Source organism: Vitreoscilla stercoraria DSM 513 (genome assembly GCF_000382305.1).
GTDB lineage: Bacteria > Pseudomonadota > Gammaproteobacteria > Burkholderiales > Neisseriaceae > Vitreoscilla > Vitreoscilla stercoraria.
This window is the reverse complement of the sequence record NZ_KB908027.1, coordinates 1-16,856: the sequence shown is the minus strand read 5'-3', so window position 1 is coordinate 16,856 and position 16,856 is coordinate 1. Positions and strand designations below refer to the sequence as shown.

Here is a 16,856-nt window from a genome sequence, read left to right as displayed (position 1 = left end):
CTTAAAGGAAATACCATGCCGTTTGCTGCCAAACACAATCCTTTACAGATATGGCTGCACCAACGCTATGCCCAACATTCCGATTTCCGATATTTGAAGATTCAATGTCAGGATGAACAAGGTTTGTTTTGGCACAAACGGCATTTATACCAACAAAAACCCAATCAAGTTTTCCAAGCCAAATTTGTCAAACGCATAGATTACAACGACATCGACAACATCCACATTGCCCGCATCGATGGCAATTTGGCACCACCATGGTTACTGTATCCACAGCCTTGGCGTGATGGTTTGTTGCTGGCTTGTGTGGGTATTTTATTGGTCATGTTGATGGTATGGCTATTGCGCTTTATGCCTGCCTCGACCATGCCATGGCTTTATCCTGTGTTATTGAGCATGGTGTTTTTCAGGACGCATGAGCAATTGCTACAAACTTTATTGACCTATCACCAAGCTTCGCTGCCCCAACATGCTTCTTTATTGCACCCTCCTCGTTGGCTCAAATGGCTGTTGCGTTTGGCTTTGTTCACCTTGCTGTTCATGGGTATGGGCATCCCGATTACGATGTGGTTACAAACTTTAGAACGAGCCACCTTGATGACGACAATGGGCTACGGTATGGCTTATTTGATTGCCATCAGCGTGGCAGATATTTGGCTCAACCACCGCTTGCGGCAACGCCACCCTACTCAAGCAGCACATTATTTTGTGTTGCAACTGCATTTATTCGATGATCATCGAGTGGATTTTGCGTATGCCCAAGATGAAGCTGTGTTGCAACAATTAAGGCAACACTTACACCAGCAACATCCACGTTTACAGGCCGCTTGACATGTTAAAACTCAAAGCCAAAGACAATGTGTTGGCGATGTTTTTAAGACAGCAAAATCTGCCTGAACGTGAGCTGAATTTTTTAAAGTCTTGTGGCAGCGATAACCTGAGCGTGTATCTGCATAATATGTATTTGACTGACTTAATACATATCCAATCCACCAGTATCCAAACCATTCACAAACGCTTGCGTGACTTCAAAAGCATGACGCCGTGGCAATTTTTCCTGTTGTGGATAATGATATTTGCCCAATTTTTCCCCATTCATTTATGGTCGCACATACAACCGTATTTGCCTGATGGTTTTCAGACTTATCTTTGGACTTTAGTAGCCATTTATCTGTGTGCTGAGGTGCTGGTTTGGTTTATCAAACAGCGTCAACATCCGCAAACACATTACCAATTGACGCTGCACACCCGCTTTGGTGAACAATATGTGTTTGCCAAAGCAGAATCCAAAGACACTTTGTTGCTGCTAGAAGCTTGGTTACAAAACCACCCGTCCCACTCGAAAACTTCTGTCAACTAAACATTTCCAACCTTAACGCCACCAACATCGACCCATCATTCACGATGTGAAATAATACGCCTCAACCATTCTCATAACGAAGAATACAAATACATGCGCATTTTATTAGTTGAAGACGATTTAATGATAGGACAAGCCGTTTACGAAGGCTTGCAACAACAAGCTTATGCGGTGGATTGGGTCAAAGATGGCGAAGCGGCTTTACTGGCTTTGAGCACACATGAATACGATGTGGGTGTGTTTGACATAGGATTACCAAAAAAAAATGGCTTACAAGTGCTGGCGGCACTGCGCGGACAACGCTCTAGTTTGCCTGTGTTATTACTCACAGCACGCGACACCGTGGACGACCGCATTACCGGTTTAGACACAGGTGCCGATGATTACTTGGTCAAACCATTTGAAATGAAAGAATTGCTCGCGCGCATTCGCGCCATCAGTCGTCGTCGTCAAGGCAATGCTGAACCCATTTTGGACAATGGCGTCCTGAAACTCAATCCTGCAACCAAAGAAGTACAACGCGATGACAAAACCACCCGTTTGTCCTCACGCGAATTTGCCTTATTGCTTGCATTGATGCAACAAGCAGGCACGATTTTGTCACGCAGCGATTTAGAAGAACGCATTTACGGTTGGAATGAAGAAGTCGAAAGCAATGCAATCGAATTTCTGATTCACAGCTTACGTAAAAAATTAGGCAGTGACAGCATTAAAAATGTGAGAGGTTTGGGATGGTTCGTCGCCAAGGCTTAGGCCAATCGTTACAATTTCGCTTGGCATTGATTATCAGCATCGTCTTGCTCATCATTGCGGTAGTGGTCAGCGTGTGGTCGTTTCAGCGCACTTACAACCGCATCCAATATTTCCAAGACCGCAGCATGCAAACTTTGGTGTCTATGGTGCAAGACGACAATGTGTCTTTGGTCGATGCCGATGATACCAGCACCACCACTACCCCTCATCATGCTAACCCGACTTCATCTGCGCATAAAAGTTTGCCACAACCGCCTATTAATCAGTTAGCACCGCCACACGAGCAGCAAACCATCATCGACACTGTCGACAATCCCGATTTGGCTTTGTTATTTGACTATCCAAATGTCAATCAATACTTAATGGCTTTACCCGATGGTTTTCATGATTTACAAGGCAAAGACGATACTTGGCGTGCCTATTTACTCACGCAAACCGACCAACGGGTTATTGTGGCACAACCGTCTGGCTTTCGTGATGAAATGGCCCGCAAAAGTGCTTGGCAAGCATTGATTCCTTTATTGCTATTGCTGCCTTTATTGATTGCTGCTGTTTATATTACAGTCTATCAAGTGTTCAAACCTTTGCGCCAACTGACACAAGACCTTGCAAATGTGGAACATTTACAAGCACCCTCTTTGTCTGAACGCTCGATTCCCAACGAATTGCAGCCCTTTACCCACGCTGTTGACGACTTGTTTTTGCGTTTGAATGATGCCATGCAATTGAATCGGCGTTTGATTGCCAATGCCGCTCACCAATTGCGTACACCCTTAACAGCTTTGAGCTTACAAGCAGAACAATTGCAACAAGCCACCCATTCATCGGAACGATTTACCGAGCAATTGCATCAATTACAACAAGGCATCCATCGCCAACGGGATTTGGTGGTGAAATTATTGGATTTAGCACGTAGCGAAGAGGTTTTAACCCAACAAAAACCTCAGCCCTTGTCTGTCATCGATGAGGTTACCGCCGTCATGCAGCAATGTTTACCCATTGCCATGCATAAAAACATTGATTTGGGCGTCACCCATTTGGACAATATGCCTTTGGCGATGAGTCGATTGGATTTTCAAACCTTATTGCAAAATTTGGTTGAAAATGCGGTTCATTACACGCATGAAGATGGTCAAGTCGATGTCGCTGTTTGGCAAGAAGCACAAGACATTGTGTTACAAGTGAGCGACAATGGCATTGGTATTGATGATGCACACAAAGACATGGTTTGGGATGCTTTTTACCGTGTCGAAGACAACCGCCACAACAGCACGGGTTTGGGTTTGGCCATTGTCAAAAATTTGGTAGAACGCTACCATGGTCGCATCTATTTAGAAGACAATCACCCACAAGGCTTGATTGTCACTGCCCGTTTTTCCATTGATTGAGAGAATATGTATGACCCAATTAGTTGATGAACAGACCGTCATTTGGCGTTTACATGCCGATAAATTAATGTGGATACGCGATAATGGCACACATACTGCCATGGTCGGTTTTCAAATGACCGCCTCTTGGTTTAACAACACACCACCTAACTCTTTGGATATCGAATATGCTATTCAACTGATTGAAGATGGTTTATTGCCGTTAAAACAAGAAAGTTTTGCTGTCACAGACTGGCTCACCGATGACAAAATATTTGAACAACTGAGCTTGCGCATCAACCACACCAAACACATTAGTCGTGATGAGTTGGAAGCTTATTTCCAAAATCTCACTCAACAACTCAATCGCTCTGTGTTTAGCCAACATCCATTGACCAAACAAGAGATTGCTTATGTATTGGTTTTGCGTGAAGCGATGTTTCATTTGGATGTGTTACACATGCGTTTTTAGGCTGACTTTATTACAAAAATTAACAATTTGCTAAGTATGGTCTAAGTCTTGTTTCTTATACTGTTTCACAAATGAACCACGCTTCCAACACAACGTGGCTCATTGAGTAGTATCGCAATACGGCAAGCAGACTCCCTGACAGACAGTTTGCTTGCCGTTTGCCTTTCTTTATTGCATTTGCATATGGATATCCGCGGATGAAATTCATTTGGTTATTTTGTTTGAGTATTGTATTAACCAGTACTGCAGCGTGGGCAGATGCGCCAACGGCTCAAATGTCGCCTAAGATACCATCTTATTCAGAAGCCAATCCCAGCACGGATGACTCTTCTACACCAGCGAAAAAAATATATCGCAGCAAAAAACTGCGCATTCACAAATACGACGGCACACATCGTTCTCATAAAGACAAGCCACACCGCCTTAAAAATGATGTGAAGCGTCCTGAAAAAAACCCTCAATCACCTCCCGAACAACCATAAAATAAGCGTCCTGTAATCATTACAGGACGCTTATTAAGTATATTTCATCATTTGCCCTTGATGATGCCCATAATTGTGCGACTAATACTTTTGCTGACTTGATTGGAAATGGAATGTCCCAATTGCGCGCCAATTTTATTGCTCATACTCGCTTGGCTTTTGCGCCGCCCACCCAATAATCCTGTTAACAGCCCATCTAATAAACCAGGCTCTTCTGCTGCTGGTTGCGGCTTTTGTTGCTCAGTGGCTATGGTGTTTTGTGTCATCTCTTTTGCTTGAGCTGCTGCCGCTACTTGCCCCTCTTCATAAGCCAAAATAGCCTCATACGCAGAATAACGATCCACACTGGTTTGATAAGCAGCATATAAATCATCATTTTGAATGTGTGACACGATATCGTTTTCAGTTTTAGGTGGCAATGCGCTGCTTGGTGGGAAAATCAAAGCGCGCTGTACAGGTGTAGGCATGCCTTTTTCATCTAAAAATGATACCAAAGCTTCGCCCGTTGCCAACTCTGAAATGGCTTGAGTCACATTTAAATGGGGATTGCTGCGAAATGTTTCTGCTGCGGCTTTCACCGCTTTTTGATCTCGTGGCGTGAATGCCCACAACGCGTGTTGAACCCGATTGCCCAATTGTCCCAAAATGGTATCAGGCAAATCCAATGGGTTTTGCGTGACAAAATACACGCCCACACCTTTAGAACGAATCAAGCGCACCACTTGCTCCACTTGTTGCAATAAAGCAGGCTCTGCTTGATCAAAGAGCAAATGGGCTTCATCAAAAAACAAAACCAATTTCGGCTGTGGCAAATCGCCCACTTCAGGTAAACGCTCAAACAACTCTGCCAATAACCACAATAAAAATGCACTGAAAATGCGGGGCGAACGCATCAAACGCTCACCTTGTAAAATATTGATGATGCCTTGTGTGCCCTCTGTTTGCAACAAATCATCCAAGTTGATATCAGGCTCGCCAAAGATTAAATCTGCCCCATCTTGTTCTAATTGCAACAATTGACGCTGTATCGCACCCACGCTGGCAGCAGACACATTGCCATAAGTGGCACGAAAATCCTTAGCATGCTCAGACACATATTTGAGCATGCCACGCAAATCTTTCAAATCAATCAAATGCCAAGCTTTGTCATCAGCCACTTTGAACACCAAGCTCAACAATCCCGATTGGGTATCATTCAAGCTGAGTAAATGTGACAATAACACAGGTCCCATTTCAGAAATGGTGATGCGTACAGCCAAGCCTTTTTGCGCAAACACATCCCAATAACGCACAGGAAAACCATGCAAATAAGCGTCCTGTAAATCAAATTCTTGCATGCGTTTGGCAACAAAGCCACTGTTTTCACCAGCATCTGCAATACCTGACAAATCGCCTTTGACATCCAATAAAAAAACCGGAATGCCAGCATCGCTGAAGCATTCCGCCATTTTTCGTAAAGTCACTGTTTTGCCCGTGCCTGTTGCGCCTGCAATCAAACCATGTCGATTGGCCATCTTGGGAATCAAGCCCAAATCATGTTGTTCCGCATTTTTGGCAATGGCAAACAATTCGTTCATTTCATTGAAGTTCCATTCGTTGTTGTAACACAGACAAACCATCATGATATTGGTTCATGAATTCTTCATGTACATAAGGACGCAATAGATTGAATACCTGTACCAAACCACGTACTTTGGATTTTTCATCCAATTGATGGTGATTCAAAGAACCATCAAACACAAACCAATAACGGCAAATTAACCAAATATTCAAGGCCAAAACATCGACATCCAAAACCTCACCACGCAAAGCACCGCTGCGTACCAAATGATTCAAGTGCTTGTGTATCATCGGTGAAACTTGTTTCCAAGTGAAATTTTGATACTCACCTGACAATTCGCTGTTGCGCATGAGTAAGGTGTTCACATCGGCAAACAAAAAGCGGTAACGCCACATCACATCAAAGACTTCTAAGAAATAATCCACCATGCCCGTCATGTCTTCTGGCGTTTCATTGCGACTGAGTATTTCAGTCAATTCCGAACGATAACGCTTGAACAATTGTAAAATGATTTCATCTTTATTGCGAAAATGATAATACAAATTACCTGGACTAATACTTAAATGTGCTGCAATATGATTGGTACTGATTTTGCGCTCACCTTCCGTATTGAACAACTCCAAACTCGCATCCACAATACGGTCATAAGTGTTTCGTTTGCCTTGCTTCGCCATGAATACAACCTTTTAATATCAAGTGTGTGTAATAAAACAACGTCGGTTAAAAAGCGACCAACATCCCAATGCACCAAACGCACATTGGGCTTTTTAATCAGAATAAGACACGCACTTTGATTCAAAACTCATGCCTTATTCTCACCAAAAAGTAGGTTCAATGTGTAAATTCACATCAAACTGATCCAACACCTCATTTTGAATTTGTTTGGCCAGATCCAAAATATTTTGGTGTGTTGCCTGTCCTTTATTCACCAAAACCAACGCTTGCTGCTGATGTACTGCTGCACCGCCTTGTTGCAGACCTTTTAAGCCTGCTTGATCAATAAGCCAGCCTGCCGCAATCTTTATCTTGCCTTGTCCTTGCAAGTATTGCGGCATGGATGGATATTGCTGTTTTAATAGTTTCGCTTTTTGTTCTAACAAAATGGGATTGTGAAAAAAACTGCCCACATTGCCCATTATTTTAGGGTCTGGTAATTTACTTTGACGAATCTGACACACTGCATCACTGACAATTTTGGCAGTCATTTGACTGCCTTGCGCCATTGCGATCGAGACTTTTTCCAAGTCACCATAACCCACATTAGGTTTGAATACTTTATTTAATTCTAATATTACCGACCAAATTAAATAACGTCCATGCTCTGCATGTTTAAAAAAACTATCACGATACTGAAATTGGCATTCGGCATTTGAAAACACACGCCATTTTTTTTCATGCGTATCAAAACATTCCACTGAATGAATAATGTCTTTGACCTCTACACCATACGCACCAATATTTTGCACAGGTGCCGAACCGACTTGTCCAGGAATCAAACTCAAATTTTCCAGACCACTATAACCCAAGTCGATACAATGCAATACAAACTGATGCCAAGACTCACCCGCTTGTGCTTGAATCAACACTTTATCATCTGTTTCAGACAAAACCTCAATGCCTTTATTGGCAATATGCAGCACCCATGCATCTATCACAGGTGCCATGATAATATTACTGCCACCACCTAACCACTGATGCTTGATTTGTCCAAACCATTCATGTTCCACCAATTCATACACATCGTTTACGGTAACCAATTCAGTAAAATAACGGGCGCAACTTCCCAAGCCAAAGGTGTTGTACGGCTGCAACTCAAAATTCGATTCAATTTTCATGATGGTATTTGCTCAAAAAACGTTTGCTCACACGAGACAATAAAATGATGAATGCCACTGCTGCTACAGATAAAGATAAAATCAAAGCACTCCAAAAACCATAAATGCCCATATTAAAGCGATAACACAAAACATAACCTAAACACAGTCCCAAGCCCCAAAAAGCAATCAAATGCACAATCATCGGCAAACGCGTGATTTTATAGCCACGCAAAGCACCAGTGGCGATGGTTTGCAAGGCATCAGGGATTTGAAATACCGCATTGAAAACCAATAATGCAGAAGCAATAGCAATGACAGCAGCATCAGTAGTATACAAAGATACAATATGATAGCGGCCTGTAACAATCACCAGTACGGTCATCAACGATGCTATCAAGCCTATACTCAACCCCACGCCTGCAATATAACGTGCTCGTTGAAAATGACCTCGCCCAATGGCATAGCCAACGCACACACTCAAAGCAGCGCCCAATGATTGGGGAACCATATAAACCATCGTACTGATATTAATCACCACTTGCTGACTGGCCACATATTCCACACCCAAGTTAGCGATTAAAATGGCAATCATGGTGAACAAACTGACTTCAATTAAAAATGACAAGCCAATCGGAATACCCAAAGACACAATGCGTTTGAGTACGGCCACATCTATGCCACCTTTTAAACTCAAGCTACCAAACTGCTTAAAATAAGGATGCAAGCTGATGTATAGCCACAAACAAATGGTATTAAATGCAAAGACAAACACAGTCGCCAAAGCACAACCAATCCCACCTAAAGCAGGCAAACCCCATAAGCCATAAATCAACACATAATTCACAGGTACGCTCAAAGCCAAACCAATCAAGCTGATCCACATAATCGGCTTAGGACGGTTTAAACTGCTGGCATACGCATGCAAGCTGCGATACAACAAAGCAAATGGCAAGGCAAATGCTACCCAAAACATAAAATACGCAAACACATGCTTCACATAAGCACTGAGTTCGAAATAACGATTCAAGGGCACAATCAAAGCCCACAACACCAACATACCCAACACACTAAGCAACAAGGCCAGCCACAAACCTTGGCTGCCGACCTTACTGATTTCGCTTGTTTTTTGCGCACCATACAACTGCGATACAATCGGATTTAACGCTGTTAATACACCCATTAAACTGATGTAAATGGTTAAAAACAAACTCGTACCCAACGCTACCGCTGCCAAGTCTTCCGCACCATAACGCCCAGCCATGACCGTATCGACCACGCCCACACCCACTTGAGCAATTTGTGCCACAAACATTGGCCAAGCCAATTGGATGATTTTTTTCGCTTCGCTGCGATAAACACCGCCACTGAAACGATTGAGATCAAATAACATACACTCTTTCAACATGTTTCACATGTACATTCAAATACAAAGCGACGCTGCGGCCTTAAAGACTCACAGCGTCGCTTTGGCACGTAAAAGGCTTAATCAATCACATTAAGCACGTTTACGGAATTCGTGGGTGCGGCTATCGATTTCGATTTTTTCACCATTTTCAACGAATGCAGGCACCGCAATTTCAAAACCACCAACCAAACGAGCAGGTTTCATCACTTTACCAGAGGTATCGCCTTTCACTGCAGGCTCGGTGTATTCTACTTCGCGTACCACAATAGTAGGCAACTCAACAGAAATCGCTTTACCGTTGTAGAAAGTCACTTCACAGATTTCTTCCATGCCGTCTACGATGTAAGGTAATGCATCGCCCATGTTTTCTGCTTCAATTTCGTATTGTTCGAACTCTTGGTCCATGAACACATACATAGGATCGGCAAAATAAGTGTAATTACACTGTTTGCGTTCCAAAATAACCACATCAAATTTTTCGTCAGCTTTGTAAACTGATTCAGTCGCAGCGCCAGTCAACAAGTTTTTCAACTTCATTTTCACCACTGCTGCATTGCGGCCAGATTTGTTGTATTCTGATTTTTGTACTACCATAGGGTCGTTGCCAACCATAAATACATTACCGACACGCAATTCTTGTGCTGTTTTCATAATCTAAATTCCGCATTAAAAAGTTTTAAAACGCGCTATTTTAACTGATGGCGAATGAAGTTGGCTAGCTGTGTCGCTAAACTACCCTTATCCCACAACAATTGCCGCCATTTTTGCAAAAATACTGCTAAATATACTTGATGTTCACACACATATTGCCATGCTTGCGCACGTTCTGACACCGACAAATGCCTCACACCATTGAGCTCATCGGACAATAATTGATGCGATTGCCATACTTTCTGCGCAGCAGCGTCCTGTAATATCTCCGTATCATCAACAAAACGTTGCCAAAATGCCTTGAGCTTGATGTGATGTGCTTGCGCTTCTTGGCGATAAATTTGCCACCAAAACACTTGTCCTTGCCACAGCGCGCGCAACACGCTGTCTTCACCACGCACCACGCACACATCAGCGGCCTGTAACACTTCATCAAACTGCGCTTGTGCCACAAATGGCACCAAACACACAGTGACACGTCCCCAAACCACACTGTCCCCGACTTGCTGCAAAGCTTGTAAAACAGGATATTGGGTTTGCAATTGCGTTAAGACGCTGCCTTTGGCCAACCAAACTGTTAACGATTGTGCGCCATGAGCCCACATTTCAAACCACAACGGCCACATCTCATCGGCATAACCAAACACATACACATGTGTATTGCCTGCAATAGATGGCAAGGCATATTGTTCACGCAATGCTTGCTTATGCAGGCTATCGACAGGCCATTTTTTTGCAAGCAAGTTTTGCTCATACGATACGCCACCAGTTTGCTCGCTAAAACCAGGACAAAAAAAGTATTTCGCCACACCATTGCTTTGCAACGAAGGCAATAAATGGATGCCGTCCACCCAATCTTCAGCCGTCAAATACTCCAAATTGAGCCACACCACTTGTTTTTGCTCAGTCAACCATTGCAATACTGTTTCAGGTACATCACACGCAAACGTTTCAATGACTGCATCCGCAGCAGGCATATTTTGTAACCCTTGCATGCTTTGCGCCTCATTCCAAAAAAGCAATAAAACCCCTTCATACTCACAAGGCTGATGACCGACATCAGGCAATAAAGCTTGTACCGCTTGCCAATCATCCACCCACAACACCACCTGCATGTTTTGTTCGCACACCAATTGTTTGGCCAAACGCCAAGACACGCCAATGTCACCAAAATTATCTATCACACGACAAAACAGCCATGCACACAATTTGTTTTTTTTCATAAGTCTCATTATGCCCCAATCCCCATAATGAAGCGACCAAGCATCCTGCCAGCTAATTTTACAGGACGCTTTAAAAAAGCTTACAAATACTTTAAATCGATGATTTTTTAACTCTGAGCCAAATAAAGATAAGCGTCCTGAAATATGGGCTTTGTGCTATACTCACAGGCTCTATAGACCATGTGTTCAGTGTTATGACCGATTCCTTATTTGCCAAAGAAACCATCGCCATTAGCCTCGAAGAGGAAATGCGTCGTTCATATCTTGACTACGCCATGAGCGTGATTGTGGGTCGTGCTTTGCCCGATGTGCGCGACGGCTTAAAGCCCGTCCATCGCCGCGTTTTATACGCCATGCACGAGTTGAACAATGATTGGAATCGTGCTTATAAAAAATCTGCTCGTATCGTCGGCGACGTGATTGGTAAATACCATCCTCATGGTGATACTGCGGTTTACGATACCATCGTGCGCATGGCACAAGATTTTTCGATGCGTTATATGCTGGTCGATGGTCAAGGTAACTTTGGTTCAGTCGATGGCGACAGCGCTGCGGCAATGCGTTACACCGAAATTCGCATGGCCAAAATTGCACACGAATTATTAGCCGATATTGACAAAGAAACGGTTAATTTTGGTTCCAACTACGATGGTTCAGAATCTGAACCTTTGATTTTGCCAGCTCGTGTACCTGCATTATTAGTCAATGGCAGCTCAGGCATTGCTGTAGGCATGGCCACCAACATCCCACCTCACAATTTGAATGAGGTATTAGATGCTTGTATGGCTTTATTGCAAAACCCTGATTTGAGCATTGATGAATTAATCGATTACATTCCAGCGCCAGACTTCCCAACAGGTGCCACTATTTATGGTTTGAGCGGTGTACGTGAAGGCTACCGTACAGGTCGCGGTCGTGTGGTTATGCGTAGTAAAACCCACATCGAAGCCTTACCGAAAGAGCGCGAAGCCATCATCATTGATGAAATCCCTTATCAAGTAAACAAAGCCAAATTGGTCGAAAAAATCGGTGAATTGGTACGTTCAAAAACACTGGAAGGCATTTCTGATTTGCGCGATGAGTCAGACAAATCAGGTATGCGAGTGGTCATTGAGCTCAAGCGTAATGAAAATGCCGAAGTTATTTTGAACCAATTGTACAAAATGACACCATTGCAAGACAGTTTTGGTATCAATATGGTTGCTTTGGTTGATGGTCAACCTCGCTTGCTCAATATCAAACAAATCCTAAGCGAATTTTTACGCCATCGCCGTGAAGTAGTCACACGTCGCACCATGTTTGAATTGAAAAAAGCCCGTGAGCGCGGCCATATTTTGGAAGGTCTAGCGGTAGCTTTATCCAATGTTGATGCCATTATTGCCTTGATCAAGAGCAGCAGTACACCACCCGAAGCCAAGCAAGCCTTATTAGGTCAAGCATGGAAATCTTCTTTGGTCAACGACATGCTCAGCCGTGTTGAAAATTTAGACATGGTGCGTCCTGAAAATGTGGCAGCGCATGTCGGTTTGCATGGTACACAATACCAATTCAGTGAAGCCCAAGCCCAAGCCATTTTAGAAATGCGTTTACAACGCTTAACTGGTTTGGAACAAGACAAAATTTTGGGCGAATACAAAGACATCATGACCACCATTTTGGACTTGATTGATATCTTGGGCAATCCTGAGCGCATCAATCAAATCATTGATGGTGAATTGAGTAGCATTAAAGTGCAATATGGCGATGAGCGTCGCTCTGAAATCAACCCATTTGGTGGCGATATTGCTGATGAAGACTTGATTCCACCACGCGAAATGGTGGTCACCCTGACTCATAGCGGTTATATCAAGACACAACATGTCGATGATTACCAAGCACAAAGACGTGGCGGCCGAGGCAAACAAGCCGCAGCCACCAAAGATGAAGATTTCATTGAATCGTTGTTTGTCGCTAATACCCATGATTATCTAATGTGTTTCACCAATTTTGGGCGCTGTCATTGGATTAAAGTTTATAAATTGCCTGAAGGTGGCCGCAATAGCCGTGGTCGCCCTATCAGCAATGTGATTCAATTGGATGATGGTGAAAAAGTCAGCGCTATCTTGGCTGTTCGTGACTTTCCCGACGACCAATATGTGTTCTTTGCGACGGCTCAAGGTTTGGTTAAAAAAGTACAACTGTCTGCTTTTAAAAACGTCAGTAGCAAAGGTATTAAAGCAATTGCCTTGAAAGACGGAGACAGCTTAGTTGGCGTGGCACAAACCAGTGGTCAAGACGACATCATGTTATTCTCTAATTTAGGCAAAGCCATACGTTTCAACGAATACTGGGAACGCAGTGGTGATAGTGATGAAGCAGAAGATTTAGACAGTGACAATAGCATTGAACATACCGATGGCGACAATGATGCCACTGAAATAAGCAAGCCTGCCAATGGCGTACGTATTTCTAATCGTGGTAGTGGTGGTTTACGTGGTATGCGCTTACCTGCCGAAGGTCGAATTGTCAGCCTGATTACCTTCGCGCCAGAATGTGAGCAAGGCCAATTACAAGTATTAACTGCCACTGCCAATGGCTATGGCAAGCGTACACCTATTGCTCACTACAGCCGCAAAGGCAAAGGTGGTCAAGGCAATATTGCCATCAATACAGGTGAGCGCAATGGTGAGTTGGTCGCTGCCACTTTAACCGACGAAACCGATGATTTGATGTTGATTACCTCTGGTGGCGTGTTGATTCGCACGAAAGTCAATCAAGTACGCGAAACAGGGCGTGCTGCTCAAGGCGTTCGCTTAATTAATTTAGATGAAGGCGAACAATTGGTCAGTTTGACTCGTATTGCAGAAACTGAGGAAGATTTATCAGAAGATGCCATTGAAGCTAACAGTATTGAGACACCTACAACTAATATTGAATAAAAGTTTTATTGATTATCAAAAGCCCACACGATGTGGGCTTTTTTCATTGATGAATATCCAAGCATATCAATTCGATTTCAATTGTCAGTTGACATCAAAAAAGCCGCTCTTTCGAGCGGCTTTCATTACAACCTAACTACCTCACCACTGATAACCTGCACCAAGCGTACCACCAATGTGACCGCGAGAATTACCACTTGCTGAGGCTTTGACTACCCAGTTACCGCCATCTGAAATACTTGAGTAGCCTACTGCATAACCAGTTTCACCTCGGTACACACTACCAGCAACCGCAACCATGCTCTTACCAGGTAAATATGCTTGTGGCAATCCAGCTACAGCCATCGCAGTGGCAGTACCTGCATTAGCATTGTTTTCTACCTGATTAATACGGTTGTTCAGGGTGCTGCCCATTTGTTGCAACTGTCCTACATTGGCAGCATCTGTTGGTGCCGCACCTGCCGCAACATTAGACAATTGTACAGGATCAGTACCATCTGCAGCATCAACCTTACCATCGCCATTTCTATCCACAGTTGCCGGTTTACCCGTCAAGGTTGCGTTATTGCTAACCACGCCGCCATTGCTAACTGTTGGATTGTTACCATCTGAATACTGCACGATACCCGCTGCACCTTTATTCAAATTATTAACAGCTTCATTGGTTGCATACAACTGGCTACCATTGATGGCATCGGTACTGGTTTCACTGATGCGACCTGCTGCAACATTGGTAACAGTACGTTCAGAACCTGCACTACCGACACTGACAGTACCTACTGGAGCAGAGCCTGCAAAATCATAAGTATGATTTTGAATGGTCACACTCTTAGTACCCACTGCCGCAGCCACTGTTGAGCCATTACCTAAGCCCATAGAGCCTTTAAAGCTTGCTCCATTTGCCTGAGTCATATCATCAACATTACGATCAATAACTATATCGTTACCAACTGTAAATGAGTTGTCTGCTGCAATGGTATTGTTGTTACCCAATGCATAAGAGTTATTGCCACTTACGATATTAGGGTCACCAAATGCACCGGAATTATTACCACTAACCACATTACCAGTACCAACACTCAATGCTTGCTTACCACTGGCTATTGAATTGTGACCAATTGCAATTGCACTGCTACCAGTCGCTTGAGCACCAGAACCTATGGCCACAGCATCGGTTGCATCATTGCCAACAAAGCTGTTATGTCCCATAGCCACAGAGCTAGTACCGCCTGCTTGAATAATGGCATTCACACCAATTGCGCTTGAGTTTTTACCACCAGCGCTTGAGTCATTGGTAGGTCCAATCTTGCCTTGTTCGTCAACCTCTGGTACGCCATTAGTATGCATATACTTAATACCACCAGTATTCATTGCATTAATAGTACTTACCAAGTCTTTATGCTCAGTCATATTTTGACCTGACACATCGAATGTAGCACCCAATTTATCCATATCACCAATATCAGTTTTAATCTGATTGATGACAACATTTTGTTGGTTGTTAGTAGATGTTACCAAACTATTCAATTGGCCTAAATTCACCGCCTGATCGTCAGTAACTGCATCAGCAACATTGCTAATGTTTTTACCTGCCATATCAATGCCACCTTGGGTAATGCTTGGTCCATCTTTAATCGTCAAACCACCTTGATTCAAAACAGTACCACCCAAGTCTATTGAATCTACTGTGACATTTTTAGCCAAACCAACAGTGATGTTACCCGCTTGATTGGCAATCACAACATTACCATCGTTATTCGAAAAATCTACTTGCGACCCTGGAGCCACGTTATGAACAGGACCACCGTTAGTTGATACATCCCAACCACGATTCGCTACATTACTAACCGTTGTCAATTGGTCAACATTCACAGCATCCTTACCGTCTTTACCTTCTGCTACATTGGTAATTCTGCCATCAGCAACCAATTTAACACCCTCTTCTCCAAAACTATTTACAAAAGTAAGACTAGGGTTAACACCGCCTGAACCCGCTGTACCTACAATGCTAAAGCCTGGATGTCCTTTACTATCTGCAAACTGAATTGAAGCATCTTGTCCATCTTTGCCATTGAGTACTAAACCTGAGAATTCAGGACGATCTGCCAATTGAATTTGCAAACCATTTTTGGTTACCACTGTTTGGATGTTTTTCGCAGAATAGTCACCCGCAGTTGCATACAAGCTCTTATCTTCAGAAATACCCAATCCAGTCAAGGCACCAATGATGCTCAATGTATCACCCAAGTCTCTGTGAATTACATTGCCATCACTGGCAGTGAAGTTTAAACCATCACTAGTCAAGTTAGCAGACACACCATCCAACTGACTCTTATTCACCGCATCATTTGGACGTGTACCATCTGCCAAGTTAGATATAGTGCCATCATTATTAAAGCTCACACCGTCTTTACCATCTTTACCCACTACGGTTAAGCCTGGCAAACCATCTGCACCTGGTTTACCCACCAATGCAGCACCTTTGTTACCGCTAGGATCGGTGAATTGAATCGATGCATCTTTACCGTCTTTGCCATTCACAACCAAACCTGAGAATTCAGGACGGTCTGAGAAGTTGATAACAATACCATCTTTACCAACTACTGTTTCCATATTTGAAGAAGTGGTAGTCAAGCCCAAAGTTTCACCCAATTTGCGATGAATCACTGTGCCTGCATCATCAGTGAAGTTCAAACCTGCATTGGTCAATGCATCTGATACACCAGTCAACTGACTCAAATTCACTGCATCTTTCGGACGCGTGCCATCTGCCAAGTTAGAAATCGTACCATCGTTATTGAAGCTCACACCGTCTTTACCGTCTTTACCCACTACGGTTAAGCCTGG

General features: G+C 43.4%; 14 protein-coding genes. 7 read left to right on the top strand and 7 right to left on the bottom strand.

The window, feature by feature from the left end; genetic code table 11:
• The first annotated feature begins 15 nt into the window (after window positions 1-15).
• The 6 genes from H150_RS0108520 (at window position 16) to H150_RS0108495 (ending at window position 4,434) form a co-directional block, all read left to right on the top strand.
• Window positions 16-831 (top strand): hypothetical protein, encoded by an 816-nt coding sequence (locus H150_RS0108520; RefSeq protein ID WP_019958634.1) that lies wholly within the window; start codon window positions 16-18, stop codon window positions 829-831.
• A gap of 1 nt (window position 832) precedes the next feature.
• Entirely contained in the window at window positions 833-1,360 is a 528-nt protein-coding gene (locus H150_RS0108515; protein ID WP_019958633.1) for a hypothetical protein, read from the top strand.
• A gap of 93 nt (window positions 1,361-1,453) precedes the next feature.
• A complete protein-coding gene (locus H150_RS0108510) occupies window positions 1,454-2,113 on the top strand; it encodes a response regulator (protein ID WP_019958632.1) in 660 nt (219 codons plus the stop codon).
• Window positions 2,092-3,501, top strand: coding sequence for a sensor histidine kinase (locus H150_RS0108505; RefSeq protein WP_019958631.1), 1,410 nt, complete (start codon window positions 2,092-2,094; stop codon window positions 3,499-3,501). Before H150_RS0108510 ends, H150_RS0108505 begins: the two co-directional genes overlap by 22 nt.
• A 10-nt stretch (window positions 3,502-3,511) precedes the next feature.
• A complete protein-coding gene (locus H150_RS0108500) occupies window positions 3,512-3,952 on the top strand; it encodes a hypothetical protein (RefSeq protein WP_019958630.1) in 441 nt (146 codons plus the stop codon).
• Between the two features lie 197 nt (window positions 3,953-4,149).
• Window positions 4,150-4,434: a hypothetical protein gene (locus H150_RS0108495; RefSeq protein WP_019958629.1), complete on the top strand. Its 285-nt coding sequence runs from the start codon at window positions 4,150-4,152 to the stop codon at window positions 4,432-4,434.
• A gap of 47 nt (window positions 4,435-4,481) precedes the next feature.
• Here H150_RS0108495 and H150_RS0108490 read toward each other — a convergent pair whose 3' ends face one another.
• The 6 genes from H150_RS0108490 to earP form a co-directional block, all read right to left on the bottom strand.
• Window positions 4,482-6,011 carry a helicase HerA-like domain-containing protein gene (locus tag H150_RS0108490; RefSeq protein ID WP_019958628.1) on the bottom strand — a complete coding sequence of 510 codons (1,530 nt, stop codon included), beginning with the start codon at window positions 6,009-6,011 and terminating at the stop codon, window positions 4,482-4,484.
• 1 nt (window position 6,012) lies between these two features.
• Window positions 6,013-6,669: a TetR/AcrR family transcriptional regulator gene (locus H150_RS0108485; protein WP_019958627.1), complete on the bottom strand. Its 657-nt coding sequence runs from the start codon at window positions 6,667-6,669 to the stop codon at window positions 6,013-6,015.
• Window positions 6,670-6,810: 141 nt separating this feature from the next.
• The gene (murB, locus tag H150_RS0108480) at window positions 6,811-7,833 is read right to left on the bottom strand and encodes a UDP-N-acetylmuramate dehydrogenase (RefSeq protein ID WP_425316054.1); all 1,023 of its coding nucleotides are present in this window, start codon (window positions 7,831-7,833) and stop codon (window positions 6,811-6,813) included.
• A complete protein-coding gene (locus tag H150_RS0108475) occupies window positions 7,820-9,202 on the bottom strand; it encodes an MATE family efflux transporter (RefSeq protein ID WP_019958625.1) in 1,383 nt (460 codons plus the stop codon). The genes murB and H150_RS0108475 overlap by 14 nt, the downstream gene beginning before the upstream one ends.
• A gap of 105 nt (window positions 9,203-9,307) precedes the next feature.
• Window positions 9,308-9,868, bottom strand: coding sequence for an elongation factor P (gene efp, locus H150_RS0108470; protein ID WP_019958624.1), 561 nt, complete (start codon window positions 9,866-9,868; stop codon window positions 9,308-9,310).
• A gap of 35 nt (window positions 9,869-9,903) precedes the next feature.
• Window positions 9,904-11,091 (bottom strand): elongation factor P maturation arginine rhamnosyltransferase EarP, encoded by a 1,188-nt coding sequence (gene earP, locus H150_RS0108465; protein WP_019958623.1) that lies wholly within the window; start codon window positions 11,089-11,091, stop codon window positions 9,904-9,906.
• A gap of 194 nt (window positions 11,092-11,285) precedes the next feature.
• Between earP and gyrA the strand changes: the two genes are divergently transcribed.
• Complete coding sequence (gene gyrA, locus H150_RS0108460) at window positions 11,286-14,009, top strand: DNA gyrase subunit A (RefSeq protein ID WP_026353596.1); 2,724 nt, start codon at window positions 11,286-11,288, stop codon at window positions 14,007-14,009.
• Between the two features lie 141 nt (window positions 14,010-14,150).
• On the opposite strand, the gene H150_RS0108455 is transcribed toward gyrA, so the two are convergent.
• A partial coding sequence (locus tag H150_RS0108455) for a YadA family autotransporter adhesin (RefSeq protein ID WP_019958621.1) occupies window positions 14,151-16,856 on the bottom strand: 2,706 nt, incomplete at its 5' end.

Coding starts and splice junctions, on each gene's coding strand:
- gyrA (WP_026353596.1), top strand. CDS start 11,286: ATGACCGATTCCTTATTTGCCAAAGAAACCATCGCCATTAGCCTCGAA.
- H150_RS0108490 (WP_019958628.1), bottom strand. CDS start 6,011: ATGAACGAATTGTTTGCCATTGCCAAAAATGCGGAACAACATGATTTG.
- H150_RS0108495 (WP_019958629.1), top strand. CDS start 4,150: ATGAAATTCATTTGGTTATTTTGTTTGAGTATTGTATTAACCAGTACT.
- H150_RS0108520 (WP_019958634.1), top strand. CDS start 16: ATGCCGTTTGCTGCCAAACACAATCCTTTACAGATATGGCTGCACCAA.
- H150_RS0108505 (WP_019958631.1), top strand. CDS start 2,092: ATGGTTCGTCGCCAAGGCTTAGGCCAATCGTTACAATTTCGCTTGGCA.
- H150_RS0108485 (WP_019958627.1), bottom strand. CDS start 6,669: ATGGCGAAGCAAGGCAAACGAAACACTTATGACCGTATTGTGGATGCG.
- H150_RS0108510 (WP_019958632.1), top strand. CDS start 1,454: ATGCGCATTTTATTAGTTGAAGACGATTTAATGATAGGACAAGCCGTT.
- H150_RS0108515 (WP_019958633.1), top strand. CDS start 833: ATGTTAAAACTCAAAGCCAAAGACAATGTGTTGGCGATGTTTTTAAGA.
- efp (WP_019958624.1), bottom strand. CDS start 9,868: ATGAAAACAGCACAAGAATTGCGTGTCGGTAATGTATTTATGGTTGGC.
- earP (WP_019958623.1), bottom strand. CDS start 11,091: ATGAAAAAAAACAAATTGTGTGCATGGCTGTTTTGTCGTGTGATAGAT.
- H150_RS0108500 (WP_019958630.1), top strand. CDS start 3,512: ATGACCCAATTAGTTGATGAACAGACCGTCATTTGGCGTTTACATGCC.
- H150_RS0108475 (WP_019958625.1), bottom strand. CDS start 9,202: ATGTTATTTGATCTCAATCGTTTCAGTGGCGGTGTTTATCGCAGCGAA.